General features: G+C 43.0%; 22 protein-coding genes. 6 read left to right on the top strand and 16 right to left on the bottom strand.

Features of this window, described 5'->3' with window-relative positions; translation table 11 throughout:
* Positions 1-7: 7 nt before the first annotated feature.
* Positions 8-1,363 carry a cytochrome ubiquinol oxidase subunit I gene (locus PP181_RS12985; protein WP_154918789.1) on the bottom strand — a complete coding sequence of 452 codons (1,356 nt, stop codon included), beginning with the start codon at positions 1,361-1,363 and terminating at the stop codon, positions 8-10.
* 160 nt (positions 1,364-1,523) lie between these two features.
* Positions 1,524-2,189 carry a peroxiredoxin gene (locus PP181_RS12980; RefSeq protein WP_138258549.1) on the bottom strand — a complete coding sequence of 222 codons (666 nt, stop codon included), beginning with the start codon at positions 2,187-2,189 and terminating at the stop codon, positions 1,524-1,526.
* A gap of 195 nt (positions 2,190-2,384) precedes the next feature.
* Here PP181_RS12980 and PP181_RS12975 point away from each other — a divergent pair, with 195 nt between their 5' ends.
* Both PP181_RS12975 and PP181_RS12970 read left to right on the top strand, forming a co-directional pair.
* Positions 2,385-2,762, top strand: a complete 378-nt coding sequence (locus tag PP181_RS12975) for a hypothetical protein (protein ID WP_154918790.1) — start codon at positions 2,385-2,387, stop codon at positions 2,760-2,762.
* A 76-nt stretch (positions 2,763-2,838) separates the two neighbouring features.
* Entirely contained in the window at positions 2,839-5,133 is a 2,295-nt protein-coding gene (locus PP181_RS12970) for a TonB-dependent receptor (protein WP_272637438.1), read from the top strand.
* 57 nt (positions 5,134-5,190) lie between these two features.
* Here PP181_RS12970 and PP181_RS12965 read toward each other — a convergent pair whose 3' ends face one another.
* Positions 5,191-5,787, bottom strand: coding sequence for a class I SAM-dependent methyltransferase (locus PP181_RS12965; RefSeq protein ID WP_272637437.1), 597 nt, complete (start codon positions 5,785-5,787; stop codon positions 5,191-5,193).
* A gap of 8 nt (positions 5,788-5,795) precedes the next feature.
* Positions 5,796-6,323, bottom strand: a complete 528-nt coding sequence (locus PP181_RS12960; protein WP_272637436.1) for a DsrE family protein — start codon at positions 6,321-6,323, stop codon at positions 5,796-5,798.
* 198 nt (positions 6,324-6,521) lie between these two features.
* Here PP181_RS12960 and PP181_RS12955 point away from each other — a divergent pair, with 198 nt between their 5' ends.
* Complete coding sequence (locus PP181_RS12955) at positions 6,522-7,562, top strand: c-type cytochrome (protein WP_272637435.1); 1,041 nt, start codon at positions 6,522-6,524, stop codon at positions 7,560-7,562.
* Positions 7,563-7,568: 6 nt separating this feature from the next.
* A complete protein-coding gene (locus PP181_RS12950) occupies positions 7,569-8,906 on the top strand; it encodes an OprD family outer membrane porin (protein ID WP_272637434.1) in 1,338 nt (445 codons plus the stop codon).
* Between the two features lie 71 nt (positions 8,907-8,977).
* Here the strand turns inward: PP181_RS12950 and PP181_RS12945 are convergent, their stop codons facing one another.
* Both PP181_RS12945 and PP181_RS12940 read right to left on the bottom strand, forming a co-directional pair.
* Positions 8,978-10,285, bottom strand: a complete 1,308-nt coding sequence (locus PP181_RS12945) for an NAD(P)/FAD-dependent oxidoreductase (RefSeq protein ID WP_272637433.1) — start codon at positions 10,283-10,285, stop codon at positions 8,978-8,980.
* A gap of 157 nt (positions 10,286-10,442) precedes the next feature.
* Positions 10,443-10,646 (bottom strand): YgaP family membrane protein, encoded by a 204-nt coding sequence (locus PP181_RS12940; RefSeq protein WP_138258541.1) that lies wholly within the window; start codon positions 10,644-10,646, stop codon positions 10,443-10,445.
* A 202-nt stretch (positions 10,647-10,848) separates the two neighbouring features.
* On the opposite strand from PP181_RS12940, the gene PP181_RS12935 reads away from it, so the two are divergent.
* Both PP181_RS12935 and PP181_RS12930 read left to right on the top strand, forming a co-directional pair.
* Positions 10,849-11,730 (top strand): sterol desaturase family protein, encoded by an 882-nt coding sequence (locus tag PP181_RS12935; protein ID WP_272637432.1) that lies wholly within the window; start codon positions 10,849-10,851, stop codon positions 11,728-11,730.
* Positions 11,731-11,887: 157 nt separating this feature from the next.
* Positions 11,888-12,739: a universal stress protein gene (locus tag PP181_RS12930; protein WP_161598235.1), complete on the top strand. Its 852-nt coding sequence runs from the start codon at positions 11,888-11,890 to the stop codon at positions 12,737-12,739.
* Between the two features lie 152 nt (positions 12,740-12,891).
* Here the strand turns inward: PP181_RS12930 and PP181_RS12925 are convergent, their stop codons facing one another.
* The 10 genes from PP181_RS12925 to PP181_RS12880 form a co-directional block, all read right to left on the bottom strand.
* Positions 12,892-13,896 carry a c-type heme family protein gene (locus PP181_RS12925; protein ID WP_272637431.1) on the bottom strand — a complete coding sequence of 335 codons (1,005 nt, stop codon included), beginning with the start codon at positions 13,894-13,896 and terminating at the stop codon, positions 12,892-12,894.
* A gap of 137 nt (positions 13,897-14,033) precedes the next feature.
* Positions 14,034-14,300, bottom strand: coding sequence for a heavy-metal-associated domain-containing protein (locus PP181_RS12920; RefSeq protein ID WP_272637430.1), 267 nt, complete (start codon positions 14,298-14,300; stop codon positions 14,034-14,036).
* Between the two features lie 19 nt (positions 14,301-14,319).
* On the bottom strand, positions 14,320-14,667 hold the full coding sequence (locus PP181_RS12915) for a rhodanese-like domain-containing protein (RefSeq protein ID WP_272637429.1): 348 nt from the start codon (positions 14,665-14,667) through the stop codon (positions 14,320-14,322).
* A 335-nt stretch (positions 14,668-15,002) separates the two neighbouring features.
* Positions 15,003-16,412, bottom strand: coding sequence for an MBL fold metallo-hydrolase (locus PP181_RS12910; protein ID WP_272637428.1), 1,410 nt, complete (start codon positions 16,410-16,412; stop codon positions 15,003-15,005).
* A 264-nt stretch (positions 16,413-16,676) separates the two neighbouring features.
* Complete coding sequence (locus tag PP181_RS12905; protein WP_272637427.1) at positions 16,677-18,092, bottom strand: MBL fold metallo-hydrolase; 1,416 nt, start codon at positions 18,090-18,092, stop codon at positions 16,677-16,679.
* 129 nt (positions 18,093-18,221) lie between these two features.
* Positions 18,222-19,034: a sulfite exporter TauE/SafE family protein gene (locus tag PP181_RS12900; RefSeq protein ID WP_272637426.1), complete on the bottom strand. Its 813-nt coding sequence runs from the start codon at positions 19,032-19,034 to the stop codon at positions 18,222-18,224.
* Positions 19,035-19,106: 72 nt separating this feature from the next.
* Positions 19,107-19,739: a Crp/Fnr family transcriptional regulator gene (locus tag PP181_RS12895; protein WP_138258532.1), complete on the bottom strand. Its 633-nt coding sequence runs from the start codon at positions 19,737-19,739 to the stop codon at positions 19,107-19,109.
* Between the two features lie 8 nt (positions 19,740-19,747).
* Positions 19,748-20,233 (bottom strand): DUF983 domain-containing protein, encoded by a 486-nt coding sequence (locus PP181_RS12890; RefSeq protein ID WP_336297575.1) that lies wholly within the window; start codon positions 20,231-20,233, stop codon positions 19,748-19,750.
* Positions 20,234-20,282: 49 nt separating this feature from the next.
* Positions 20,283-20,642, bottom strand: a complete 360-nt coding sequence (locus PP181_RS12885; RefSeq protein ID WP_154918807.1) for a DUF2200 domain-containing protein — start codon at positions 20,640-20,642, stop codon at positions 20,283-20,285.
* A 23-nt stretch (positions 20,643-20,665) separates the two neighbouring features.
* Positions 20,666-21,466 (bottom strand): 3-keto-disaccharide hydrolase, encoded by an 801-nt coding sequence (locus tag PP181_RS12880; RefSeq protein WP_272637425.1) that lies wholly within the window; start codon positions 21,464-21,466, stop codon positions 20,666-20,668.
* Positions 21,467-21,552 lie beyond the last annotated feature (86 nt).

The raw sequence follows: 21,552 nt of genomic DNA, 5'->3' as shown, positions 1-21,552 counted from the left end.
GTCGGGTTTATGTGTATTTCAAAAATTCATCTGGGTTTTTGGCCTCTTCATAGGGCCCGTGTTTTATTTTCTTGTTCAAGGAGTACAAAAACAATAAAAATAGGATGGCATAAACGACTAGAAATAAAATCAGCGAGAAAAGAATTTGATTTGCCGATACTTCCTGTGAAAAGGCCTCACTGGTTTTTAAGTGGCCATAGACCACCCAAGGTTGCCTTCCCATTTCCGCGGCAAACCAGCCCACCTGATTGGCTATCTGCGGTAGCAATACCGAAAACATAAAAATGCGCAGCAACCATTTTTTCTCGAACAAAGTACCCCGCCACCACAAAAAGCTTGCATAAAGGGTCAACAAGATCAAAAACATTCCAATGGAGACCATAATATGGTAAAACTGAAATACCGCATTGACCTGTGTAGGTATTTCATCCTTGGGAAAAGCATTCAAACCCTTTATAGGCGCCTCAAAATCCTGATGTACCAAATAGGACAATCCACCAGGGATTCCCATACCGGTAACTTTTTGGGATTCGTTGTCCACCCAACCAAATAGATAGAGATCCGCTGCTTCGGATGCATTATAGTGACCTTCCATTGCGGCCAATTTAGCGGGCTGGTTTTTGGCGACGCCATCCGCAGAACTATGACCGGAGACCAATTGCATCAATGATACGATCGTTGCTATCGCCAAGGAAATCTTGAATGCCTTTTTGGAAATCTCTATATACCTTCCCTTTAAAAGGTAATAGGCATGTACGCTCAAGACCATAAAAGCACCGGCCAAAAAGGCACCCTGCCAAACATGGATTATTCTATCCATACTCGACGGATTGAAAACCATGGCCCAAAAATCCGTTACCTCGGCCCGTGCGTTCAGACCTTCGCCCACAATATGATATCCGGCAGGGGTCTGTTGCCAACTATTGGCCACCACGATCCAAATGGCGGAAAACATGGAACCCAAAAAAACACCGATCGTGGAAATGAAGTGCACTTTTGGCGAAACGCGGTTCCAGCCGAAAATCAAGATACCCAAAAAGGTACTTTCCAGACCAAAGGCAAAGAGCCCTTCGGCGGCCAGCGCGCTTCCAAAAATATCACCTACATATTTGGAGTACACGGACCAATTGGTACCGAATTCAAACTCCATAATGATACCTGTGGCCACGCCAATACCAAAGGTGATGGCAAATATTTTCAACCAAAACCTAGTTAGGACCTCATATTGTTTGTTGCCCGTTTTTAGGTACAGTCCTTCCAAAACCACCATTATCAAGCCTATTCCTATGCTCAAGGGTGGATAGATGTAATGAAAGGCTACTGTGAAAGCGAATTGAATTCTGGCGAGAATCTCTACATCCATGATGATAGCTTTGATATAAAATTACAATTGAGATATATTTTGTTCTGTAATATGGGTTACAAATTGGAAAATTTAACATTTAGTTCTTTCTCAAAATGAAGCCCAAAAAAAATCGGCCAATTTAAACAGGCTCTCTTAAATCGACCGATGGTAATGAGGATTAAATGCTTTTTTTGGCTAAATACCAATCCACTTTTTCCAAGGAATCGTCATTAATGCGTTCATTCAGCTCATCCAAGGTTTTTGGAGGTCCAACGATGACCTTATCACCTTTTTTCCAATCCAAGGGCATGGCCACTTTATGCTTATCAGAAGTCTGTAGTGCTTCCAAGGCCCTAAGGATTTCGTCCATATTCCTACCAACATTTAAGGGGTAATACATTATTAACCGTATTTTTTTACTTGGGTCAATAAAGAATACGGCACGTACGGCTGCGGTTTCACTTTCATTGGGTTGGAGCATTCCATACAGTTTGGACACTTTCATATCCAAGTCGGCAATAATCGGAAAATCAAAATAGACACCTGTGTTTACCCGTACATTTTGCACCCAGCCCAAGTGCGCGTGAATGCTATCGATACTTAAACCCAAGAGTTCTGTATCAAGGGCATCGAATTCTCCCTTTCTAGTGGCAAAACCGCTCATTTCAGTAGTACAAACGGGTGTAAAATCCGCTGGATGGGAGAACATCACCACCCATTTGTCTTTGGCGAAATCAGAAAATTTGATTTTACCTTTTGTTGTTATAGCTGTAAAATCGGGTGCTTGGTCCCCAATTCTTGGCATGGGATTCACATTTTCAGAATTGACATTTTCAGTACTCATAATAGATATTTATTATTGTTAATTTAATTTTTGATAAATTTATATTATCGATTTTCATTCCGAAGTAACCTGGGTTACATAGCTGTCTTTTTAACATTTTTTGAACTTTTTTCCTTTTTTTATCCATTTTTATTTTTCTTCCCTTTTGTGACAAAAGTCACTTTGTAAAACTATTTGTCGATTTACTTTTGCCGGATGCAACTAAAATCCTTGGGTATAACTTGCCTGTTTTTGGCCATTACCGTTGCCAGTAGCCTAAAAATTGCGGGCACATTGGGATATTATGCGCTTTTTACGGAAGACTTTATAGAACGTTATTGCGAAAACAAGGAAAGACCGGAGTTGCAATGCGATGGTAAATGCGCCCTTTCCAAAATGTTGGCACAGAAGAAGCAGGAGGAAAGGGAACCCATCAATTTGGATTGGTTGAAAACGGAAACGATACTCTTTTTGGAAAACGTATCGTCCGTGCGCTTTGAAACTTTTCCAATTGTAAGAAGGAACAAGTTTCGTCACATCAATTTATACCGGTTCAGGTACATCCAGCATATAGTTATACCTCCCTGGAAATAGGTTTTTTCCATTTCCGCTTACCGGAGTTTCCAAGACTCATGGTACCTCTTCTATGTATAATTATTAAAGCTTAAAAATGAATCTAAAGTTTTTTGGGTTGCTAGCGGCGTTGCTACTGGCAAACCTACTCAATGCACAAAATTTTAAAGGCCAGGTAGTATCTGAAAACAACAACGAAACGCTATCGGGTGCCCATATACAAATAAAGGGCGGCAGCTCCACGTACACGGATGCTTACGGCACGTTCAGAATTCAGGTGGACCCAGAGGGAGAGACCCTTGTAATATCATTTATGGGATATGGGACCAAGGAAATTGAGGTAAGGCCCTCCAACGAGATTATGCGGATTGCCCTAAAAGAGGCACCCATCCAGATTCAGGGTGTCCTGGTTACGGGGCAGCTTCAGAACGACCCCGTCCTTACCATGCAAACGAATGACTATGTGAGGAAAATTGTCCAACCACGGAATGTGGCCGACCTTTTTTCGGATGTCAATGGGTTCTCCTTGATAAAACGTGGCAACTATGCCATCGATCCCAGTTTTAGGGCTGCGCAATATGAACAGCTGAACGTTCAGTTCGATGGGGGAACAAAGGTTATGCATGCCTGTCCCAATAGAATGGACCCCATAACGACCCACGTAAATCCTGAGGAAATAGAAAAGATAGAAATCATCAAGGGTCCTTACACCGTGCGCTATGGAGCTACTTTTGGAGGTGTGGTGAACATGGTGACCCAAAAACCATCGGCCATGTATGGTCTTAGCGGACAAATAAACGCAGGTTATGAGAGCAACGGGGGCTCTATGGTTTCATCGGCCCAAATTCAACAGGCTACTTCAAAATATGATATTGGCGGAACCATAGGGTATAAGGATTTTGGTAATTATCAGGACGGCGATGGCACGGAAATTCCCTCCTCCTTCAGGAGTCTGGAATATGGGGTAAGGGCCGGATATAATTTTAGCGAGGACCAAAGGTTGCAGGCCAATTGGAGACAATCCTATGGTAGGGATGTTTTGCATGCAGGTCTGCCCATGGATACGGACGAGGATAATAGTAGTATGTTTTCCCTGGATTATAAATTGACGGGACGTAGCGGATCGCTCAAAGAGGTAACTGCAAAGGCCTACTACAGCTATGTGGACCATATCATGTCAAATACCAAAAGGCCTTCTTTCATGATGACCGAAGCCATTTCTGAAATAGATGCGACCACATCTGGTGGAAAACTGGAGTTCAAGCTGGTTCCCAATGCAAAGCTTTCACTCTATACAGGTTTGGACCTCTTGCATATTGCCCGTGACGGTGCCCGTACCCGTTTGGTAAAACGGAACATGATGGGGCCCTTGCCAACGCCCGTGCAATTTGTGGATAAGGTATGGCAGGATTCCTACATAAACGACCTTGGCCTATTTGCTGAAAGCAAGTATTCCCTGACCCAAAATACGATTTGGACAGCCGGTGTTCGGTATGACAACGTACGCTCCAAAATCAAGGACCCGGAGGCCGATTTTGCGGCCTTGTACCCAGATTTGGAGAAGCGTACCGAACATAACGTAAGCGCTACGACCTCATTGAAATATGCGCCTTCGGCGGAATTTATCATGGAGGTCGCCTATGGCAGGGGGGTGCGTTCCGCCAATATGATTGAACGTGTCATCAATCATTTTACGGTAGGACAGGATCCTTTCGAATATATAGGCAATCCTAATTTGGATGCCGAAGTGAACAACCAGTTCGAACTAGGATTTAAAGGTAGGCTACCACTTTCTGAAGAAAGTTCGGGGACATTTAGCTATAGCACTTCATTTTACTATTCATTGTATGAAAATTACATCGTTCCGGTCATAGACGAAACCTTGACCCGAAAGTTCATGCCGGGCAACGAACCTCGCAATCCCAAAGTCTTTCGCAATTTGGACGAAGCCTATAAAACAGGATTTGAGGCTATGGTGGGCTTTGACTTTTGGGACCATTTCAATTTTACGACAGAATTGGCCTATGTGTACGCAAAAAATAAGGACTTGAACGAATCCTTGCCACTGGTTCCTCCCTTGAATACACGATTCAGGTTGGGTTATGAGGTGGATAGGTTTTGGACCAATGTGAACTATACCATAACGTCCAGACAGGATGATATCGCCCCTTCCTTTGGGGAACGGAGTACTCCCGGTTACGAGGTTTTGGATATTCGTTTGGGCATAATTCCTGTTACGAATGTGTCCTTGGGCGTGGCGATGTTAAACGTGTTGGATGCCTCCTACAACAACCACTTAAATTTCGCCTTCAATAATCAGGCAGGTTTCACCAATGTGCCCATCAATGATCCCGGAAGGAATTTTTCCGCTTTTTTACAGTATAAATTCTAGAATTATAAAGGGACATTTTAAATAAGAATAAGGAATATGGAAAAAGGGAACTATAAATTAGTTCCCTTTTTCACCTACAAATCGAATTACAGAGGCTTCGCCCACATGGTAAAGGCCTTCTTTTAGTTCTATGGTCAGTGCTTCAAGATAAGAAAAACGGATTCCTGTAAATTCTTTTTTGACTTCGGCAACGGAGAACAGCAAGTCCAAATTTTTGGGACCTCCGGATGGTTTGCCCAGCTGCGATTTTGAAAAGGCCTCAAAAATGATCTTGCCACCCGGCCTTAAAAATGAAAGTAGGTGTTGATGTGCTTGATACCGAATATCTATCGGAAAATGGACATAGCTGAACCCAAGCACATCAAACTGCTTTTCCGTGCGATACTCCAGAACATCACATACTTGGTAATCCGGGTCAAAACCGGACGGATGTATTAAATCGAGGGCCTTATCCTTGGCAGATTCGCTATAGTCAAAACAATGTACCTGCCAACCTTTTTGAAGGGCATAGAGGGCATTTCTGCCCTCGCCTTCGGCGGGGAGTAAAATGGATGCAGGTTGCAGTTTATCCAGTTCTTGCTTAAAAAATTGGTTTGGCTCCGTCCCGTAGGCGAACGTTTCCCCGGAATATCGCTGGTTCCAAAAATCCTTCATCAAAAAAACTAGGGCATTAAGGCATAGCCTTGCAATTGATAATTGGCCAAAACGGTCATTGCGGATAGGGCCAATTCCGTATTCGGGTTGAGGTCTTCTGCCCTGATATTCCGGGCAGCCGTGGCCTGTGCGCAGACAAATAGTTCAACGCCATATTCCTTCAATAGCTGCAACAGTTCCGTATTCGGGTTGACCTTGCTATACATTTCTTGGTGTTTGGCATCTTTCAATGTGGCAAAGGTGGCGGCCCCATGTATGGCCGCTACCATATGTACCTTATCCGAAGGAATACCGGCCGAACCCAACATGTTAATGACCCTGGCTATTTTCCAAAGCCCCTTGTTCACGCCATCCATTTCAGAATCGCTGGTAATATCGAATACCAATTTGTACTCCAAGGAGGCATCGGGCTGTACGGTCACATCCTTGAAATTTTTGATCTTACCATAGCCCTTAATAATTGGGGTTTCCCATTCCTGGCCCAAGGAGACTCCAATACAGAAGAGGGCGGTCAAAAGACTTAATACTGATTTCATATAGTTTGTTTCTAGTTTTTGGAATTGGATCGATTTGCTTTTAAAGGGACCAATATTTACTTCCCATCCCTTTGTAAATTTCTCGATAAGTTTACGAAAATATCGTTTCATTTTGGGTTTATTTGTAACAATTGTTACTGTATTTTCTAAGGTTACCAATTATTTTCGTTGGTCTTTTAAAGGGTTGTGCATAAGGTTATGGAGCATTTTGGATATTTGGTAAGACGTCTTTTTTGGCTCTTTGTCACCGTACTCTCCTTGATTACCGTGCTTTTTATCACATTGCTTACCTATCGGACCGAAACTACCATCCCTAGCAAAACCGTATCCCTTACTGTCTCTAATTCGGAATGGCAGCCCAAAAATGTATTGGCCGCTTTGGAGGACGGAAGTACGCCCCAAAGGGTTAAAGTCGGATTTCTTTTGGTATCCGAATCTCCCGAAAATATTGGCCCACAGGCCCCGGACCCAAACAAGCGATATGCCGGTAACAATCTTTCCTGCACCAATTGCCATCTGCAATTTGGAACCCAAGCAGGTTCGGGGTCTTGGGTGGGCGTAGCGAATCGTTTTCCACAATTTGGCGGTAGGGCGAATGCTGTGGGCGATCTACAAGATCGCATCAATGGATGTATGGAGCGTAGTATGAACGGAAAAAAATTACCAAAAGATTCCCAGGAAATCTTGGCCATTGTGGCCTACATGGAGTGGTTGGGGGAGGATTTGCCCCAAGAACGGGAGAATGAGTTCAAGGGTTTTCCAAAAATTAAAATACCAGAAGTACGGGTCGATTTGGAGAAGGGTAAATCCGTGTACGATAGGGAGTGTCTCGTATGTCATGGAGCCGACGGGCAGGGAATCAAAAAAACCGATACTTCCAAAGGCTATCTCTATCCGCCGCTGTGGGGCATGGATAGCTTTAACAACGGTGCTGGTATGCATCGAGTAATCACGGCTGCGGAATTTATCAAGAGCAACATGCCCTTTGGGTTGGCCACTTACAAAAATCCGAAGCTTACCGATGAAGAGGCCTACCACGTCGCAGGTTACATCAATAGTTTTGTACGACCGATAAAGGCAAACACGGAGGCCGATTATCCGGATAAGAAACTAAAACCCGTGTCCACTTCTTACGGTCCCTGGGCGGACGATTTTTCCCAGGAACAGCATCAGTTTGGTCCCTTTCAGCCCATCATGGAATACTATAAAGAGAATTACAATATTGAAAAGGTGAAATAAGGGCCCATGCGAAAAATCGTCATTTTACTCATACTGCCCCTCTTTCTCCATTCTCAAGATACGTCCAGGCCTTTTGTGCAGGGACAGCTTTCCGGACAGTGGCGAAATTATTTTATGCATACCGCGAACAAAGGCGACTTAAAGGATTTTAGGGCCTTGGCCACAGGTGGTCATTTAAAATACCGGTTGAATGTAGGCAACAACTTTACAGTGGGCGCCGCCTTGTATAATTCAACCAACCTGGGACTTCAGGATTTGACCGTTCCGGATGCGATTACGGGAAGGTTGAGTAGGTACGAGGAGGGACAGTTTGACCGCTTGGACCTTGAAAATGATGCAATATTCCTATTGGGCGAGTTGTACTTGGAATATAAGATAAAAAAGCACCACTTCACTTTAGGTCGTATGAAAATCAATACGCCCATGATAAACCCGCAGGATGGCAGGATGATACCCACCTTGGTGCAAGGTTTTTGGCATAGATATAAACCAAATCCGGGTAGTACGTTTCAATTTGGTATTCTCAATGCCATTGCGCCAAGATCTACCGGAGGTTTTTTTGGAATCGGGGAAAGCATAGGGACTTATCCCGTGGGAAGGTCCATATTTGGTGCGGAAAGCCGCTATGCTGGGAATACGGAATCGGACTATATTATTTTATTCAATTCCGATGTAAAACTCATGGAAAACCTACAATTGGGTATTTGGAACTATTACGTGGACAATGTCTTTAATACCGTTTACGTAAAGCCCCGATACAGATTGAACGAAGCATGGACCCTGGAAGCCGAGTGGTTGCATCAAAACAAGTTAGGGAACGGCGGAAATGCCTTGGATGAATTGCAATATTTCGGCCAGCCGTCCTCGGATATTTTAGGGCTCCAATGGGGGTATACTCATAATAAAACCAATATTTCATTGGGCTATGATTATATATTGCCCGGCGGACAGTTTTTGTTTCCGCGCGAGTGGGGCAGGGAAGACCTGTTCAGTTTCCAGAAACGGGAACGCAGCGAGGGCACAGCAAAAAATCATGCCCTTGTATTGACGTATGATACTACCTTTCCTGTCCTCAAAAATGATCTGGATATTAGGTCGATTGTGAGCTTGGGCAGGCACTGGAAGCCATCCGTTATCGATGCCGAAAGGAACAAATACGCTATACCGGATTACACCCATATCAACTTGGACCTTTTTTTTAATATAAAGGGGTTAACCAACTTAAAACCAGAACTATTGGTTACCAGTAAAATAGGGAACGGGGATATTCCCAACAACCCGAACTTTTTCTTCAATAAGGTGGATATGCTCCACGTGGATTTTATCCTCAACTACAATTTTTAGAAGGATTCGACCAAATAAAAAAGATGAGGTTTTTGGCCTCATCGTTTTCTTAATATTGGGGAGTTTATTTATTAAACGTCCTGTCCCTTCATCATCTTGTTCCAGTATAAATAAGGGAGTCCGTATTTTTTTAGCATCCATAGTCTCCAATGTTCTTTCGAAGAGTCAAAAACCAACATCTGTTTTAATTTAGGATCCGGTGTAAAATTGTTGTTATAGTCAAATTCTGCCAAGACCATCTTACCATAATCGGTTACTAAGGGACAGGAAGAATATCCATTGTAGACTTTTGAGCCCATGGAATTTGTTTTAATCAGTTTATCGATGTTATCCACAACGATGGGAACCTGTTTGCGAATGGCAGCCCCCGTTTTTGCCGTTGGCAAAGCGGCTACATCGCCCAATCCAAAAATATTGGGATAGGTATTGTGCTGCATGGTTTTATGGTCCACATCCAACCAGCCTGCCTCGTTCACCAAAATGGAATCCTTCACGAACTTTGGCGCCACCGAAGGGGGTGCCGTATGGAGCATATCATAATGGATACCGTAGCGGTTACCATCAACGGTTACCTTCACGTCCTTGTAGTTGTATTGGAAGGAGTCGTCCAGAAGTCGGTCATCGTCCTCACCGGCCATTACCACACAACCACCTGCGGTTATATCCTTGCCCAGTTCGTACCATGCAATTTTTTTATCGGCATCCACAGCCACCAACTTGTGGTAAAAGCGCAGGTTGATATCCTTTCTGTCCACAACTTCCATTAATGTTTTGGCCACTTCCTTAACCCCAAATATGACCGTTCCACTGGTTGCAAAAACGACATCTGTTTTGTCCCTTACGCCACTTTTTCTAAAATGGCTTTCTGCGAGATACATGATTTTTTGGGGAGCCCCACCGCATTTTATCGGGGTGGTGGGCTGGGTAAATAGGGCGGTGCCGCCCTTAAAGTTTTTGATTACGTCCCAAGTATGGTTGGGGTCCGTATAATTGCTGCACACCACGCCTTTGTCCATGGCCTCTCCTAGACCGGGAACCAAGCTATAATCGTAGGCCAAACCGGGCACGACCACCAAATAGTCATAGGATATGTCTCCGCTAGCGGCCGTTTGAACGATGTTATTTTCAGGGTCAAACCCGGTCGCCTTGTCTTTAATCCAGGTAGCTTCCTTGGGCATAACGGATGACATTGGCCGTGCGGTCTTATCAAAATCATAGGCACCTGCGCCCACCAAGGTCCACGCGGGTTGGTAGTAATGGGTGTCCGATGGTTCAATGACGGCTACGTCCTTGGCTTTCTTTTGCTTTATCAGTTGCGACGCCACCATGATGCCGGCAGTACCCCCTCCAATAACAAGAATTTGATGATGTGAGCTCATTTATTGTAAATTTTTATTCAACCTGTTAAATATATAGGGTATTTTTTACGAATTGTGTAACAAAAGTTACAGAGCCTTGAATTTATATGATAGCGGTCATAAAAAAGACCGATTCCTTCGTTAGAAATCGGTCTTTACAAAATGATTAAAATGATAATTATTTTGTTTTGCAGGTACTGATCCCGAAGAGCGTATACAGAGGACAAAAACTGACGAGACTCGTCAATACAAAAATGGCGGCCAAGGCCATCAATACATAGGCTAAGGTTCCCCCGATGACATTAAAATAGTACAGGGCAAACACTGCCAATGCAATAATGATTCGGATAGTTTTATCCGCACTTCCCATATTTTTTTTCATGATTAAAAGTTTAATTTGTTCCTATTGTTTTAAAATCCCAACCAACTGTTCAAGTCGGTGATGTTTCCGTTACATTTTGGTAGTTAATGCGTTACGATTCAAAATTGACTCTAATATAGTGATATTATCGGTCAAGTTTTGTAACTTTGGTTACCAAACCTTACGGAGCAAGAAATTATCTTTGACCTTATAAATTTGGACTATGAAATATCTAAAAGCTTTTTACGATGCTTTTTTGGGAACCCTCAACTGGACCTGGAAATCCATCCTATTTGAGGTTCCTTGGCATACGAATTATTTTTGGGGACTCATCGTGATTTCTTTGCTTGTTTGGGCATTGGAAATAGTCTTTCCTTGGCGAAAGAATCAGGGTATTTTCAGAAAGGATTTTTGGTTGGACGCCTTCTATATGTTTTTCAACTTTTTCCTTTTTGCGATTGTCATCAGCGGGGTATATAAAGTTCTTCAGTTGTTCTTTGAAGAAATGGGCATTACTGCCAAGAGTTTGGCCCTAATAGATTTTACCGCATGGCCTTCTTGGGCGCAATTGTTCGTTTTTTTCCTGATTTTGGATTTTGTTCAATGGTTTACCCATATACTTTTGCACAGATATGAGGTACTATGGAATTTTCACAAGGTACACCACAGCGTTAAGGAAATGGGCTTTGCGGCACATTTGCGCTATCACTGGATGGAAAACATCCTATACAAGCCTCTAAAAACCTTTGGTGTAATGCTATTGGGCGGTTTTGAGCCGGAACAGGCCTATATTGTCCACTTTTTCGCCATTGCTATCGGGCACTTGAATCATTCCAATATCAAGATTACCTGGGGACCCTTGAAATACCTTTTGAACAATCCGGTGATGCATCTATACCATCATGCCTACAACCTGCCCTCGGATAAGCGATATGGCGTAAATTTCGGCATCAGTTTAAGTCTTTGGGATTATATTTTCAAAACCGATTATGTTCCAGAAGATAGTGGTACCGTGGAACTTGGCTTTGCTGGTGAGGAGTCCCTACCAAAAGATTTTTTTGGGCAATTGTTTTATGGATTTCGCTGGAAGAAAAAGGTAGGGTAAGTCCTTGTTAACGAAGGTTATAAAACTCCAATCACGTAAGTTTTAATGATTATTAAATAGTTCTACTAACTTTCCCAATCAAGGATGTGTACATGACAATTGTCAGGTTTTAGTATTATTTTATTAAGTAGTTTGTGGCTAAATAAAAATGTCAAGTATGAGAAATGTTATTTTGCCCACCGATTTTTCACCCAATGCCCAAAAGGCAATTGCCTACGCCCAAAATCTTTTTAAGGGGAACACCACAACGTTTTATTTGGTAAATGTCATGGATGGGGCCGTCCCCTATAGTACTACTGGCATAGGTACCAAAAGGATGGCAGAGACCATCAATAAATCACTGTTGGAGCAGTCCAATGAAGGTTTGGAGACCACCATGGCCGATCTTAAGGCACAGGGCATAGCAGAGGAACACACTTTCGTGCCATGTTCCCTAAAGGGCTCTTTTTTTAATACTATTGAAAAGTTTATTGAGGAAAAGGACATTCATTATGTAATCATGGGTACCAAAGGGGCCTCCGGTCTTAAAGAGATGACCTTGGGAAGCAATACCAGTAGCCTTTTGGGAAAAGTACTGGCGGCGGTCCTAGCCGTACCAGAGAATTATAGTTTCCAGAACATCGAAGAATTGGTCTTTGCTACCGATTTCGAGGTTGACTATTCTGAAAAGGGACTTGCACCCTTGCTGGATCTTAGGAGGGATCATAATGCACGCATTGCAGTGCTGTTCTTGGATGAGCAACGAAAAGGGTTGAGCGGCACCCAAATTACGGCCAAGTCCTATCTACAGACTCTTTTAAAAGAAGAAAACAGTGATTTTTTTGAACTGGACGGGGTAGGTGTCGCTATGGGTGCCCGGTTGTTCACTAAGAGCCGTAGGGCAGATCTTCTTTGCCTTGTAGCCAAAAAACATGATAAACTGTTGGATTTATTTAGGAAATCTGAAACCAAGGGAATGGTAAACCATGCAGATGTTCCTATTTTGGTTTTGAACCAAGCTAATTTTTAATTGTTCACTGCCATGATTTATTAGGAAGCGCAGACTGGACCGGGACTTTTGTAGCCAAGGAAATAGAGAATAAGGTAATGAGTTTAAAGTTAAAGGTATATTTTTCCCAAGTCAAAGATTTTTCATCCTTTCACCTTTGAACCCCGCCGTTCTTAAGGCTCTTCCTTCTGAAAAGTAATACTCCAAATACCCCGTACCTCATTGGTGGAATATCCCGTAGCGGCATCCTCAGGGTAGCGTTCGTTTAATATGGAGACCACTTCTGAAGGTATATCCTTAGATGGATTCCCATGACATTTCAGGCACATATCGTTGGTGACAATAGGCGCGTAGAAGTGTGTTTTATCGCCGTTTTCGATTACTATGGGCTCATAAACTTCATTTGCCCTAATTTTATCCTTGAAAAAGGCAATGTGCTCCATTTCTTGGGCATTGGCCTTGTTTCTAAGATTTCTGGTCTTGTCCGAAACTCTTTTGATTTTGGCGTTATGTACGATCGCCATGCTATCCGTTAACGGATAGGCCCTTTCATTGCAAAACTTCAATGCCGCGACCGAACCTTCCTTTTGCATTTTTCCCATGAGGTTCTTGCCCAATACCTTTTGGGTACTTTGGGCAATCTCCAAGCCTATTTGTTTTGCCGATTTTTGAGGGGCGTCCGCCTCCTTTAGCACTTTTCCCTGCTGCTCAAAGTTTCCGGAACCGTGTCCTTGTTCCCAGTGCTCCTTAAACCAGCTGGGTTCCTCAATTTTATAGTCAAACAGATACTCCGATATAATTCTGATATCCTCCTCCGAATAGGGTTGATATGGCATTACCCCGAATCTTTTTAGGGCACCTTTCATCTTTCCTTTTTCCAGGCTGGGTTTTTCCACAAAGTTCCAAATGGCATCCACAAATTCTTCCTTGGTGGGGCTGTCCATGAGGTATCTAGCCTTAATGGCGACCATGGGCGGGGCGATCCGTGCATCCTCGCTGGCATCGGGACCATGACATACATAGCATTTGGCTTCCATAAGTTCCTTGCCCAATAAAACATCTTGTTGGTTAAATGCTGGCTTTTCTATTGCTACCTCGGAAATCGATTTATCAGTATTCCCTGAATTCTTGCAGCTTGCTAAATATAGAAGCGAGATTATGAATAGGATTTTTTTCATCGGATTGATTTTTTGAATTAAATAGGCTTGCACCGGCTTCCTAGGTATTTGTGGGAAGACTAAAAATATCCCTTCGTTGATATGGATTACTGGTCATTCCAAATGAAACATCGGCATCAAAATACCATTTTAAAGCGCTATTTCATTTTACCTGTAGCACAGCTAACATAGGACTTGAATTGTGCCATCTTTGAATTTTCCATATCCACCGACGGATATCCAATTTTCCGAAGCTTTTCCTTAACCAGTAGGGCATCGTCCAAATCCTGGTATTCAAAGGAAACGGAGGAAGTTTCTACGTCCACAGAAACATTGGAAACCGAATCCAATTCAGATACTTTACTGATGATCGTTTTTGCACAGCCCCCACATTTAAGGTTCTGCACCACTAATGTAGCCTTCATACCAGTACTTTTATTATGTTCAGTTCCAGGAATTATAGCCTCCCCGTAGATCGTAAATTTCGTTAAAACCCATAGCTACCAGCTTCTTTGCCGCCTTTTGGCTTCTAGCGCCGGATCTGCAGTAAACATATACAGGTTTATTTTTATCCAATTTCTCAAAAGCCGTCCTGAAGTTCGAGGCATTGAAAAAATCGATGTTAAGGGCCTTTTTTATGTGTCCGCCGTTATATTCAGAAGGGGTCCTTACATCCACCAACTGTACTTTTGGGCCGCTGATGGCAGTGGCATATGCGTTTTTGTCCAAAATGAAGATGTTTCCCGTATCGGTAGTGTTCTTGGAACCAAATAGTGCGCTTAGAAATGACATTTGTTACGAATTTTAAAGTGAGAATTTTTAAAAGGAGACAGACTTTCTGGCCTGCCTCCTTTAAACAACCAACCAATTAAAAACAATCGGATCAATACCTATCCCTAAATATCGATCGGATTCATGTTACTACAGTTGTATTACTATAGTGCCCTAAAGGTATAATGTAATCCGGGCACCCACAGTAACTATAGTTACACAAGGAAAAAAAATCGAAAAATTTAGGAATACCTGCCTTTGAGGTAAAAAAAAGACCCACAAAAATCATGAAATGAATCTTTCCGTGGGTCTCTAACTAACTAAAAGTTCTATGAAGGTATTTGATTTACATTAATTTACAAAGTAGATGGGCAAACATATTCGGAAACTGGTATTCCGACTTCATTGATGGCTTTAAAACCGCCCTTTACATCGATCAAGTTATGGATGCCCCTACTTTTTAAGATGCTGGCGGCAATCATGCTCCTGTAACCTCCGGCACAATGAACATAAAATGTATCGTGATCCGGAAATTCGGCCAAGTAATCGTTCAAATAATCCAAGGGCGTGTTATGTGCTTCCAATACATGTTCGGAAAGATATTCGCTGTTCTTTCGGACATCGAAAACAGGAATATTTTCCTTTTCCATCTGTGATTTTAATTCCGAAGCATCGACCTGACTAACCGTATCATATTCCATGGAGGCCTTTTTCCAAGCCTCAAACCCGCCTTCCAAATAACCAAGGGTATTGTCAAAACCGACTCGGGATAATCTGGTAACGGCTTCTTCTTCCAAACCTTTTGGTGCCACCAATAGAATGGGTTGTTGTACATCTGCGATCAAGGCTCCCACCCATGGGGCGAAGCTACCATCAAGCCCTATGAATATGGATCGTGGGATATGTCCTTTGGCAAAGTTGGCCGCATTGCGAACATCCAATACAATGGCTCCAGTTTCATTGGCTGCCGCTTCAAAGGCTTTTGGGGACAGGGCCCTTGTTCCTCTTTCAAGAATCTGGTCGATATCCTCGTATCCTTCCTTGTTCATTTTTACGTTTAAGGGGAAATATTGTGGCGGAGGCAATAATCCGTCCGTAACTTCTTCGATAAATTCCTCCTTGGTCATGTCCGCTCGAAGGGCATAGTTCATTTTTTTCTGATTTCCCAAGGTATCCACGGTTTCCTTCATCATGTTCTTTCCACATGCGGAACCTGCACCGTGGGCGGGATATACGATTACATCATCGGCGAGTGGCATTATTTTTTCCCGAAGGCTATCGTATAGGAACCCGGCGAGGTCCCTTTCCGTCAATACGCCCATTTTTTGGGCAAGGTCCGGTCTACCTACATCTCCCAAGAACAGGGTGTCACCGCTAAAAATAGCATGGTCCTTTCCATCTTTGTCCTTTAGTAGATAAGTGGTGCTTTCCATGGTATGCCCGGGGGTGTGAAGTACCTTTATGGTTACCTCCCCCAGTTTGAATTCCTGGTTGTCCTTTGCAATAATGGCTTCAAAATTTGGGTTCGCGTTGGGCCCGAAAACGATGGGTGCCCCGGTCTCCTTGGCCAAGGTAAGGTGTCCGCTCACGAAATCGGCATGAAAATGTGTTTCAAAAATATACTTGATTTTTGCATCATCCAGTTTCGCCCTATTGATATACGGTTTTACCTCCCGTAGCGGGTCTATAATGGCTACCTCTCCTTTACTTTCTATATAATAAGCTCCCTGAGCTAGGCAACCTGTATAAATCTGTTCAACTTTCATCTGTTTATTTTTATTGTTTTTAATAGGTCAGATGCAATGCGCCAATAACAATTTACTCACGAAGCTTGTCTATTTTCGAAACAGGTGTTCGTGAACCCTTGGTTTCAGTAGGTATCAAAACTTGTTATGGCTCATTTCATGAGTACACAGTTTTTAATTGAAGACAAAATTACTAATTGTAATTTACTAAATAGGTAACAAAGGTTACATTTGCCGCAAACAAAAAGCCCCTATAAAAGGGGCTTTTTTATAGTTTTCAATGAATTATAACATGGTGGACGGGCATACGTATTCCGACTTTGGAAGTGCCGTTTTGGCAAGGTCGGCGAAGCCTCCCTCTACATCCGCAAAATCCTGCCATCCCCGTTGTTTCAGTATGGATGCTGCAATCATACTTCTATAACCGCCCGCACAGTGTATCACAAATGTGCTGTCCTTGGGAAATTCCGCCAAATGTTGGTTTATCTCATTCAATGGAATGTTCACCGCACCGATCAAATGCTCGGAATCAAATTCGCTTTTTTTGCGAACATCGATTATTAATGGTATTTCGTCTTTCATGGCTTTTTCCAGTTCCGTGGCCGAAATGCGGTTGACCATCTCAAATTCCTTACCAGAATCTTTCCAGGCCTCAAAGCCCCCCTTCAAGAAGCCTACGGTGTTGTCATAGCCCACCCTAGATAAGCGCGTAATGGCCTCTTCCTCTTTTCCATCGTAGGTCACCAGCAGAATTTCCTGTTTGATATCCGGAATCATTTCGCCCACCCATTGGGCAAAACTACCTTCCAGACCAATGTTGATGCTGTTGGGAATAAAACCCTTCGCAAAATCGGCCGCATCCCTTGTGTCCAAAACCAAGGCTCCAGTTTCATTGGCCACGGCCTCAAAGGCTTGGGGCGAGTAAGGGGTTGTGGCCCTGTCCATTATATTGTCCAAACTTTCGTAGCCCTTGATGTTCATCAATACGTTCTTTGGGAAATAGCCCGGTGGGGTGGTAAGTCCGGTTAGCAATTCCTTTATGAACTCCTCCTTGGTCATATCGGCTCGGAGGGCGTAGTTTACTTTTTTTTGGTTCCCTAGGGTATCCGTGGTTTCCTTGCTCATCATTTTACCACATGCGGAACCGGCTCCATGGTTGGGATACACGATTAGGCCATCGCTCAAGGGCATGATTTTGTTTCGAAGGGAATCGTACAAATGCCCCGCTAATTTTTCCTCGGTCAGTTCGGATACTACGTGCTGGGCCAAATCGGGTCTTCCCACATCGCCAATGAACAAGGTATCGCCCGTAATAATTCCGTGTTCGTTTCCTTTTTCATCGATAAGTAAATAGGTGGTACTTTCCATGGTATGGCCCGGGGTATGGATAACCTTTACCTTGTAATCGCCTACTTCAAAAATTTGCCCGTCTTCGGCGGTAATGGCTTCGTAGGCAGGTTTTGCCCCCGGTCCAAAAACGATCTTGGCATTGGCTTTTTTCTGAAGGTCCAAGTGACCGCTTACAAAGTCTGCATGGAAATGGGTCTCAAAGACATATTTGATTTTGGCATTGTCCTTTTTTGCCCTATCGAGATATGGTTGAACTTCCCGCAAGGGATCAAATACGGCGGCTTCACCTTTACTTTCAATATAGTAGGCGGCATGCGCCAAACATCCTGTATAGATCTGTTCTACTTTCATAATTGCTGATATTTAATGGTTTACTTTTTAAAAGTAGGGATTCCCAAAAAAGGATACAGTGACTTTTGTTACATAAGCCGAAAAATTGTCGCGGTAGGGAAAATGCAGTAAAACTTGAAAAATGCGCGTCTAGGAAAGGGTGAAGAACTCCATGTAAAAAATGAATACGGCCATCAACAGAATAAAATATCCGAAGCCTTTCTTCAGCTTATTACCGTCGATAAAGTTGCCCATATAACTTCCTATAAAGATTCCCAAAAAGGAAAGACCTGTAAAAATGAGAAGGAAAAACCAGTTGATTTCCATGGTCAACGCATCCCCCAAAAAGAAACCCATTAAGGATTTTACCGCAATAATGATCAAGGAGGTTCCCACGGCGACCTTCATTTCTACATTGGCCAAGATAACGAGCGCTGGAATGATCAGAAAACCGCCCCCGGCCCCAATAAGGCCAGTGATACCACCAACCAACAAGCCTTCTGCCAAAATGAGGGGGTAATTGTATTTTACAACGCCAGTCACTTTCTTTGGGGCTTCCTTTTTTGTTTTTAACATGGAATATGCGGCAGGAATCATTAGGATTGCAAACAACCCGAACATACCCATGCGACGTGTAAACTGAAAATCACCTATTTCAAACAAAACATCCGGTAAAATGGGAACGAGATAGTGCCTTACCAAGGTTACCCCTATAATAGCGGGTATACCAAAAACAATCGCCGTTCGCCAGTTCACATATCCTTTTAGATGTTGTTTCCAACCGCCTACCAAGGCACTTGCCCCGACAATAAAAAGGGAGTAGGCCGTGGCCACTTTTTCATTTACGGAAAATAGGTAGGCCAGTACGGGTACGGCCAAAATGGAACCTCCACCGCCAATGAGACCTAGGGATATTCCAATGATTAACGCGCTGATGTAACCAAATATGTGTAGCACTTCCATGTAACATTTACAATTACAGGTGCGAAGCTATAGCACCTACAGAAGCCTTGCAGTAACATTGGTTACAAAGGATTACAAATCCAAAATTTTAATGTAGTTGCGATGCAGCTCAATGGAGCCCATCTGTTCCAGTTTTTTTAGCAATCTGGAAATCACGACCCTGGAGCTATGCAGTTCGTAGGCTATTTCTTGATGGGTGTTGTTGATGATGTCCCCCTTGTTGATTCTAGCCTTTTCCTTGAGATAACTGATCAAGCGGGCATCCATTTTATCGAATGCGATACTGTCTAAGGTACTCAACAATTCGTTCAGCCTTTCGTGATAGCTGTTGAACACAAAATTTCGCCAGCTCTTGTATTTTACGGTCCATTCCTCCATTTTTTGCATGGGCACCATAATAAGCTTGCTATCGGTTTCCGTAATGGCCCTGATTTCACTTTTGGAATCTCCCATACAGCAGGCCAAGGTCATGGAGCAGGTGTCCCCTTTTTCCAAATAATACAACAGAAGCTCGTCCCCATCATTGTCCTCCCTTAGGATTTTGATGGCTCCTGAAATCAAGAGTGGCATTCCCTTGATGTAATCACCAATTTCAATGAGTTTGTATCCTTCGGGGACTTCTTTAAAGGTACCTACCTGTACGATTTCATTAATGAGATCCTTTTCAAAAATCGACCCATAACTTTCTGTAAGTTCCTGTATCATTGATGAGATTATTTAACCTTATCGGCAATTTCCTTATTATAGTTGAAGAAAAAATTTGCCCAGATCGACTTTGACACGGCCGCAATCCAGGGCATGGTCAGGACCAAAACGGTCACTATGGCCCCAAATATTCCCAAAATACTCAGGTCAAGACCCAAGAGCAACGTTAGAACATATACCGCAACGGCAACCGCTACGCCTACGGCATAGGAAACATACATACTGCCATAATAAAAACTGGGCTCTATGCTGTACTTAAGATTGCATTTGGGACAATGCTCCTTCACTTTATTGAAGTTGCTCAATTTATAGGGGTTCGCCTCTAGAAAAGCCCCTTCATGACATCTAGGACATTTTAAAAATAGAATACTATAGATTTTGGAACCTTTGCCGAACATACCGTGTATTTTACTGCAAAAATAAACTATATAAACCGTTATCTGGGTAACTTTTGTTACAGAGGTTTCGGCCGGATATTTAAAATTCGACCCCATTCTTTATGGAAAACTATGAATCTAAAACGGTTTACGCATCCCAATATCCCTATTTCCTCAAAATCTTGTCCATGGCTTTACCCTTGGCGAGTTCATCCACCAATTTATCCAGATAGCGTACTTTTTGCAACAGTTTGTCCTCAACTTCCTCCACGCGGTACCCACATATGACACCGGTGATTTTGGAAACATTGGGATTTAGTTTGGGAGCCTCGTCAAAAAAGGTCTCAAAATTTGTTTTGTTCTCAATAATATTGGCCAAGGCTTCCCTATCATAACCTGTTAGCCAGAAAATTATAGTGTCCACATCCTCTTTTGTTCTCCCTTTTTTTTCGGCCTTGGCAATATAATGGGGATATACGCCTGCGAAGGACATGGTGTAGATACGGTGTTTTTTCGGTTCGGACATAGGAAATAGTGGATATTTTTATGTTATAACTCTCTGAGCCATATGTTTCTAAAACTTATCGGTTCACTGGGGTCGCCGTGTGCCTGAAGTCGGATAGGGGATGGGCCATGTTTTCTATAGCTTGGTGGGCCTATCCAAGGGGTGATTCCCTTAAGTTCGTAATTGTTCTGAACCAAAACCCCATTGTGAAATGCCGTAACACTTGCGGCCGATTTTAGTGTGCCATCCTCATTAAAACGTGGGCCTTTCCAAACGATGTCATAGGTCTGCCACTCGCCGGGTTTTCTGGCGGCATTGGCCAATGGAATGGATTGTTTGTACATAGACCCTACCTGGCCATTGACGTAGGTATCGTTATCGTAGTTGTCCAATATCTGTATTTCATACCCGTCCTCGAACAACCCGGTTTCATCAAGTCCCAGATAGGCTAGGAAAATTCCGCTATTGCCCCTGCTTTGGCGTTCGCCCGTAATATTCTCAGGGATTAGGTATTCCAAATGCAATTGGTAATCCAGGTAGCTGTCTCTCGTCGTGAGACTACCTGCTTTTTTATTGACGGTCATAATGCCGTTTTCCACCTTCCAAGTTTCGGAATTTTCAGGGTTGTCATAGGTCCACTTTTCTAAATCGGTTCCGTCAAAAATTACAACCGCATCGGACGGTGGCTCGCCGTAGCATTTCCCGGCATCCACTTTGGGAGGAACGGGTTCATACACTTCTGTTTTTTGGGATTCCTTGTATAGTTTTTCCCAGTCTGGTTCTTGGGAGAAACTTCGTATTGAAGTTGAAAAGGCGATTATCGCAAGGGCTAATTTTATTTTCACGAATGGTACTATTTAAGGGTTATTTCACGTATGTTTCCACTGTCAAAAGGTTTCAAATCTAGAATTAGATCCTACGTTGATAATCA

Origin of the sequence: Maribacter sp. PR66 (assembly GCF_028464205.1) — a bacterium.
Taxonomy (GTDB): Bacteria; Bacteroidota; Bacteroidia; order Flavobacteriales; family Flavobacteriaceae; genus Maribacter; species Maribacter flavus.
Note: the sequence above shows the minus strand (reverse complement) of the source record. Positions and strands in the feature narration are given on the sequence as shown.

What these genes read in the sequence shown, in the direction of transcription:
- PP181_RS12915 (WP_272637429.1), bottom strand. Translation starts at nt 14,667, where the DNA reads ATGTCATTTCTAAGCGCACTATTTGGTTCCAAGAACACTACCGATACG.
- PP181_RS12950 (WP_272637434.1), top strand. Translation starts at nt 7,569, where the DNA reads ATGCGAAAAATCGTCATTTTACTCATACTGCCCCTCTTTCTCCATTCT.
- PP181_RS12980 (WP_138258549.1), bottom strand. Translation starts at nt 2,189, where the DNA reads ATGAGTACTGAAAATGTCAATTCTGAAAATGTGAATCCCATGCCAAGA.
- PP181_RS12975 (WP_154918790.1), top strand. Translation starts at nt 2,385, where the DNA reads ATGCAACTAAAATCCTTGGGTATAACTTGCCTGTTTTTGGCCATTACC.
- PP181_RS12905 (WP_272637427.1), bottom strand. Translation starts at nt 18,092, where the DNA reads ATGAAAGTAGAACAGATCTATACAGGATGTTTGGCGCATGCCGCCTAC.
- PP181_RS12895 (WP_138258532.1), bottom strand. Translation starts at nt 19,739, where the DNA reads ATGATACAGGAACTTACAGAAAGTTATGGGTCGATTTTTGAAAAGGAT.
- PP181_RS12890 (WP_336297575.1), bottom strand. Translation starts at nt 20,233, where the DNA reads ATGGGGTCGAATTTTAAATATCCGGCCGAAACCTCTGTAACAAAAGTT.
- PP181_RS12910 (WP_272637428.1), bottom strand. Translation starts at nt 16,412, where the DNA reads ATGAAAGTTGAACAGATTTATACAGGTTGCCTAGCTCAGGGAGCTTAT.
- PP181_RS12965 (WP_272637437.1), bottom strand. Translation starts at nt 5,787, where the DNA reads ATGAAGGATTTTTGGAACCAGCGATATTCCGGGGAAACGTTCGCCTAC.
- PP181_RS12885 (WP_154918807.1), bottom strand. Translation starts at nt 20,642, where the DNA reads ATGTCCGAACCGAAAAAACACCGTATCTACACCATGTCCTTCGCAGGC.
- PP181_RS12920 (WP_272637430.1), bottom strand. Translation starts at nt 14,300, where the DNA reads ATGAAGGCTACATTAGTGGTGCAGAACCTTAAATGTGGGGGCTGTGCA.
- PP181_RS12955 (WP_272637435.1), top strand. Translation starts at nt 6,522, where the DNA reads ATGGAGCATTTTGGATATTTGGTAAGACGTCTTTTTTGGCTCTTTGTC.
- PP181_RS12985 (WP_154918789.1), bottom strand. Translation starts at nt 1,363, where the DNA reads ATGGATGTAGAGATTCTCGCCAGAATTCAATTCGCTTTCACAGTAGCC.
- PP181_RS12935 (WP_272637432.1), top strand. Translation starts at nt 10,849, where the DNA reads ATGAAATATCTAAAAGCTTTTTACGATGCTTTTTTGGGAACCCTCAAC.
- PP181_RS12930 (WP_161598235.1), top strand. Translation starts at nt 11,888, where the DNA reads ATGAGAAATGTTATTTTGCCCACCGATTTTTCACCCAATGCCCAAAAG.
- PP181_RS12960 (WP_272637436.1), bottom strand. Translation starts at nt 6,323, where the DNA reads ATGAAATCAGTATTAAGTCTTTTGACCGCCCTCTTCTGTATTGGAGTC.
- PP181_RS12940 (WP_138258541.1), bottom strand. Translation starts at nt 10,646, where the DNA reads ATGAAAAAAAATATGGGAAGTGCGGATAAAACTATCCGAATCATTATT.
- PP181_RS12970 (WP_272637438.1), top strand. Translation starts at nt 2,839, where the DNA reads ATGAATCTAAAGTTTTTTGGGTTGCTAGCGGCGTTGCTACTGGCAAAC.
- PP181_RS12900 (WP_272637426.1), bottom strand. Translation starts at nt 19,034, where the DNA reads ATGGAAGTGCTACACATATTTGGTTACATCAGCGCGTTAATCATTGGA.
- PP181_RS12945 (WP_272637433.1), bottom strand. Translation starts at nt 10,285, where the DNA reads ATGAGCTCACATCATCAAATTCTTGTTATTGGAGGGGGTACTGCCGGC.
- PP181_RS12925 (WP_272637431.1), bottom strand. Translation starts at nt 13,896, where the DNA reads ATGAAAAAAATCCTATTCATAATCTCGCTTCTATATTTAGCAAGCTGC.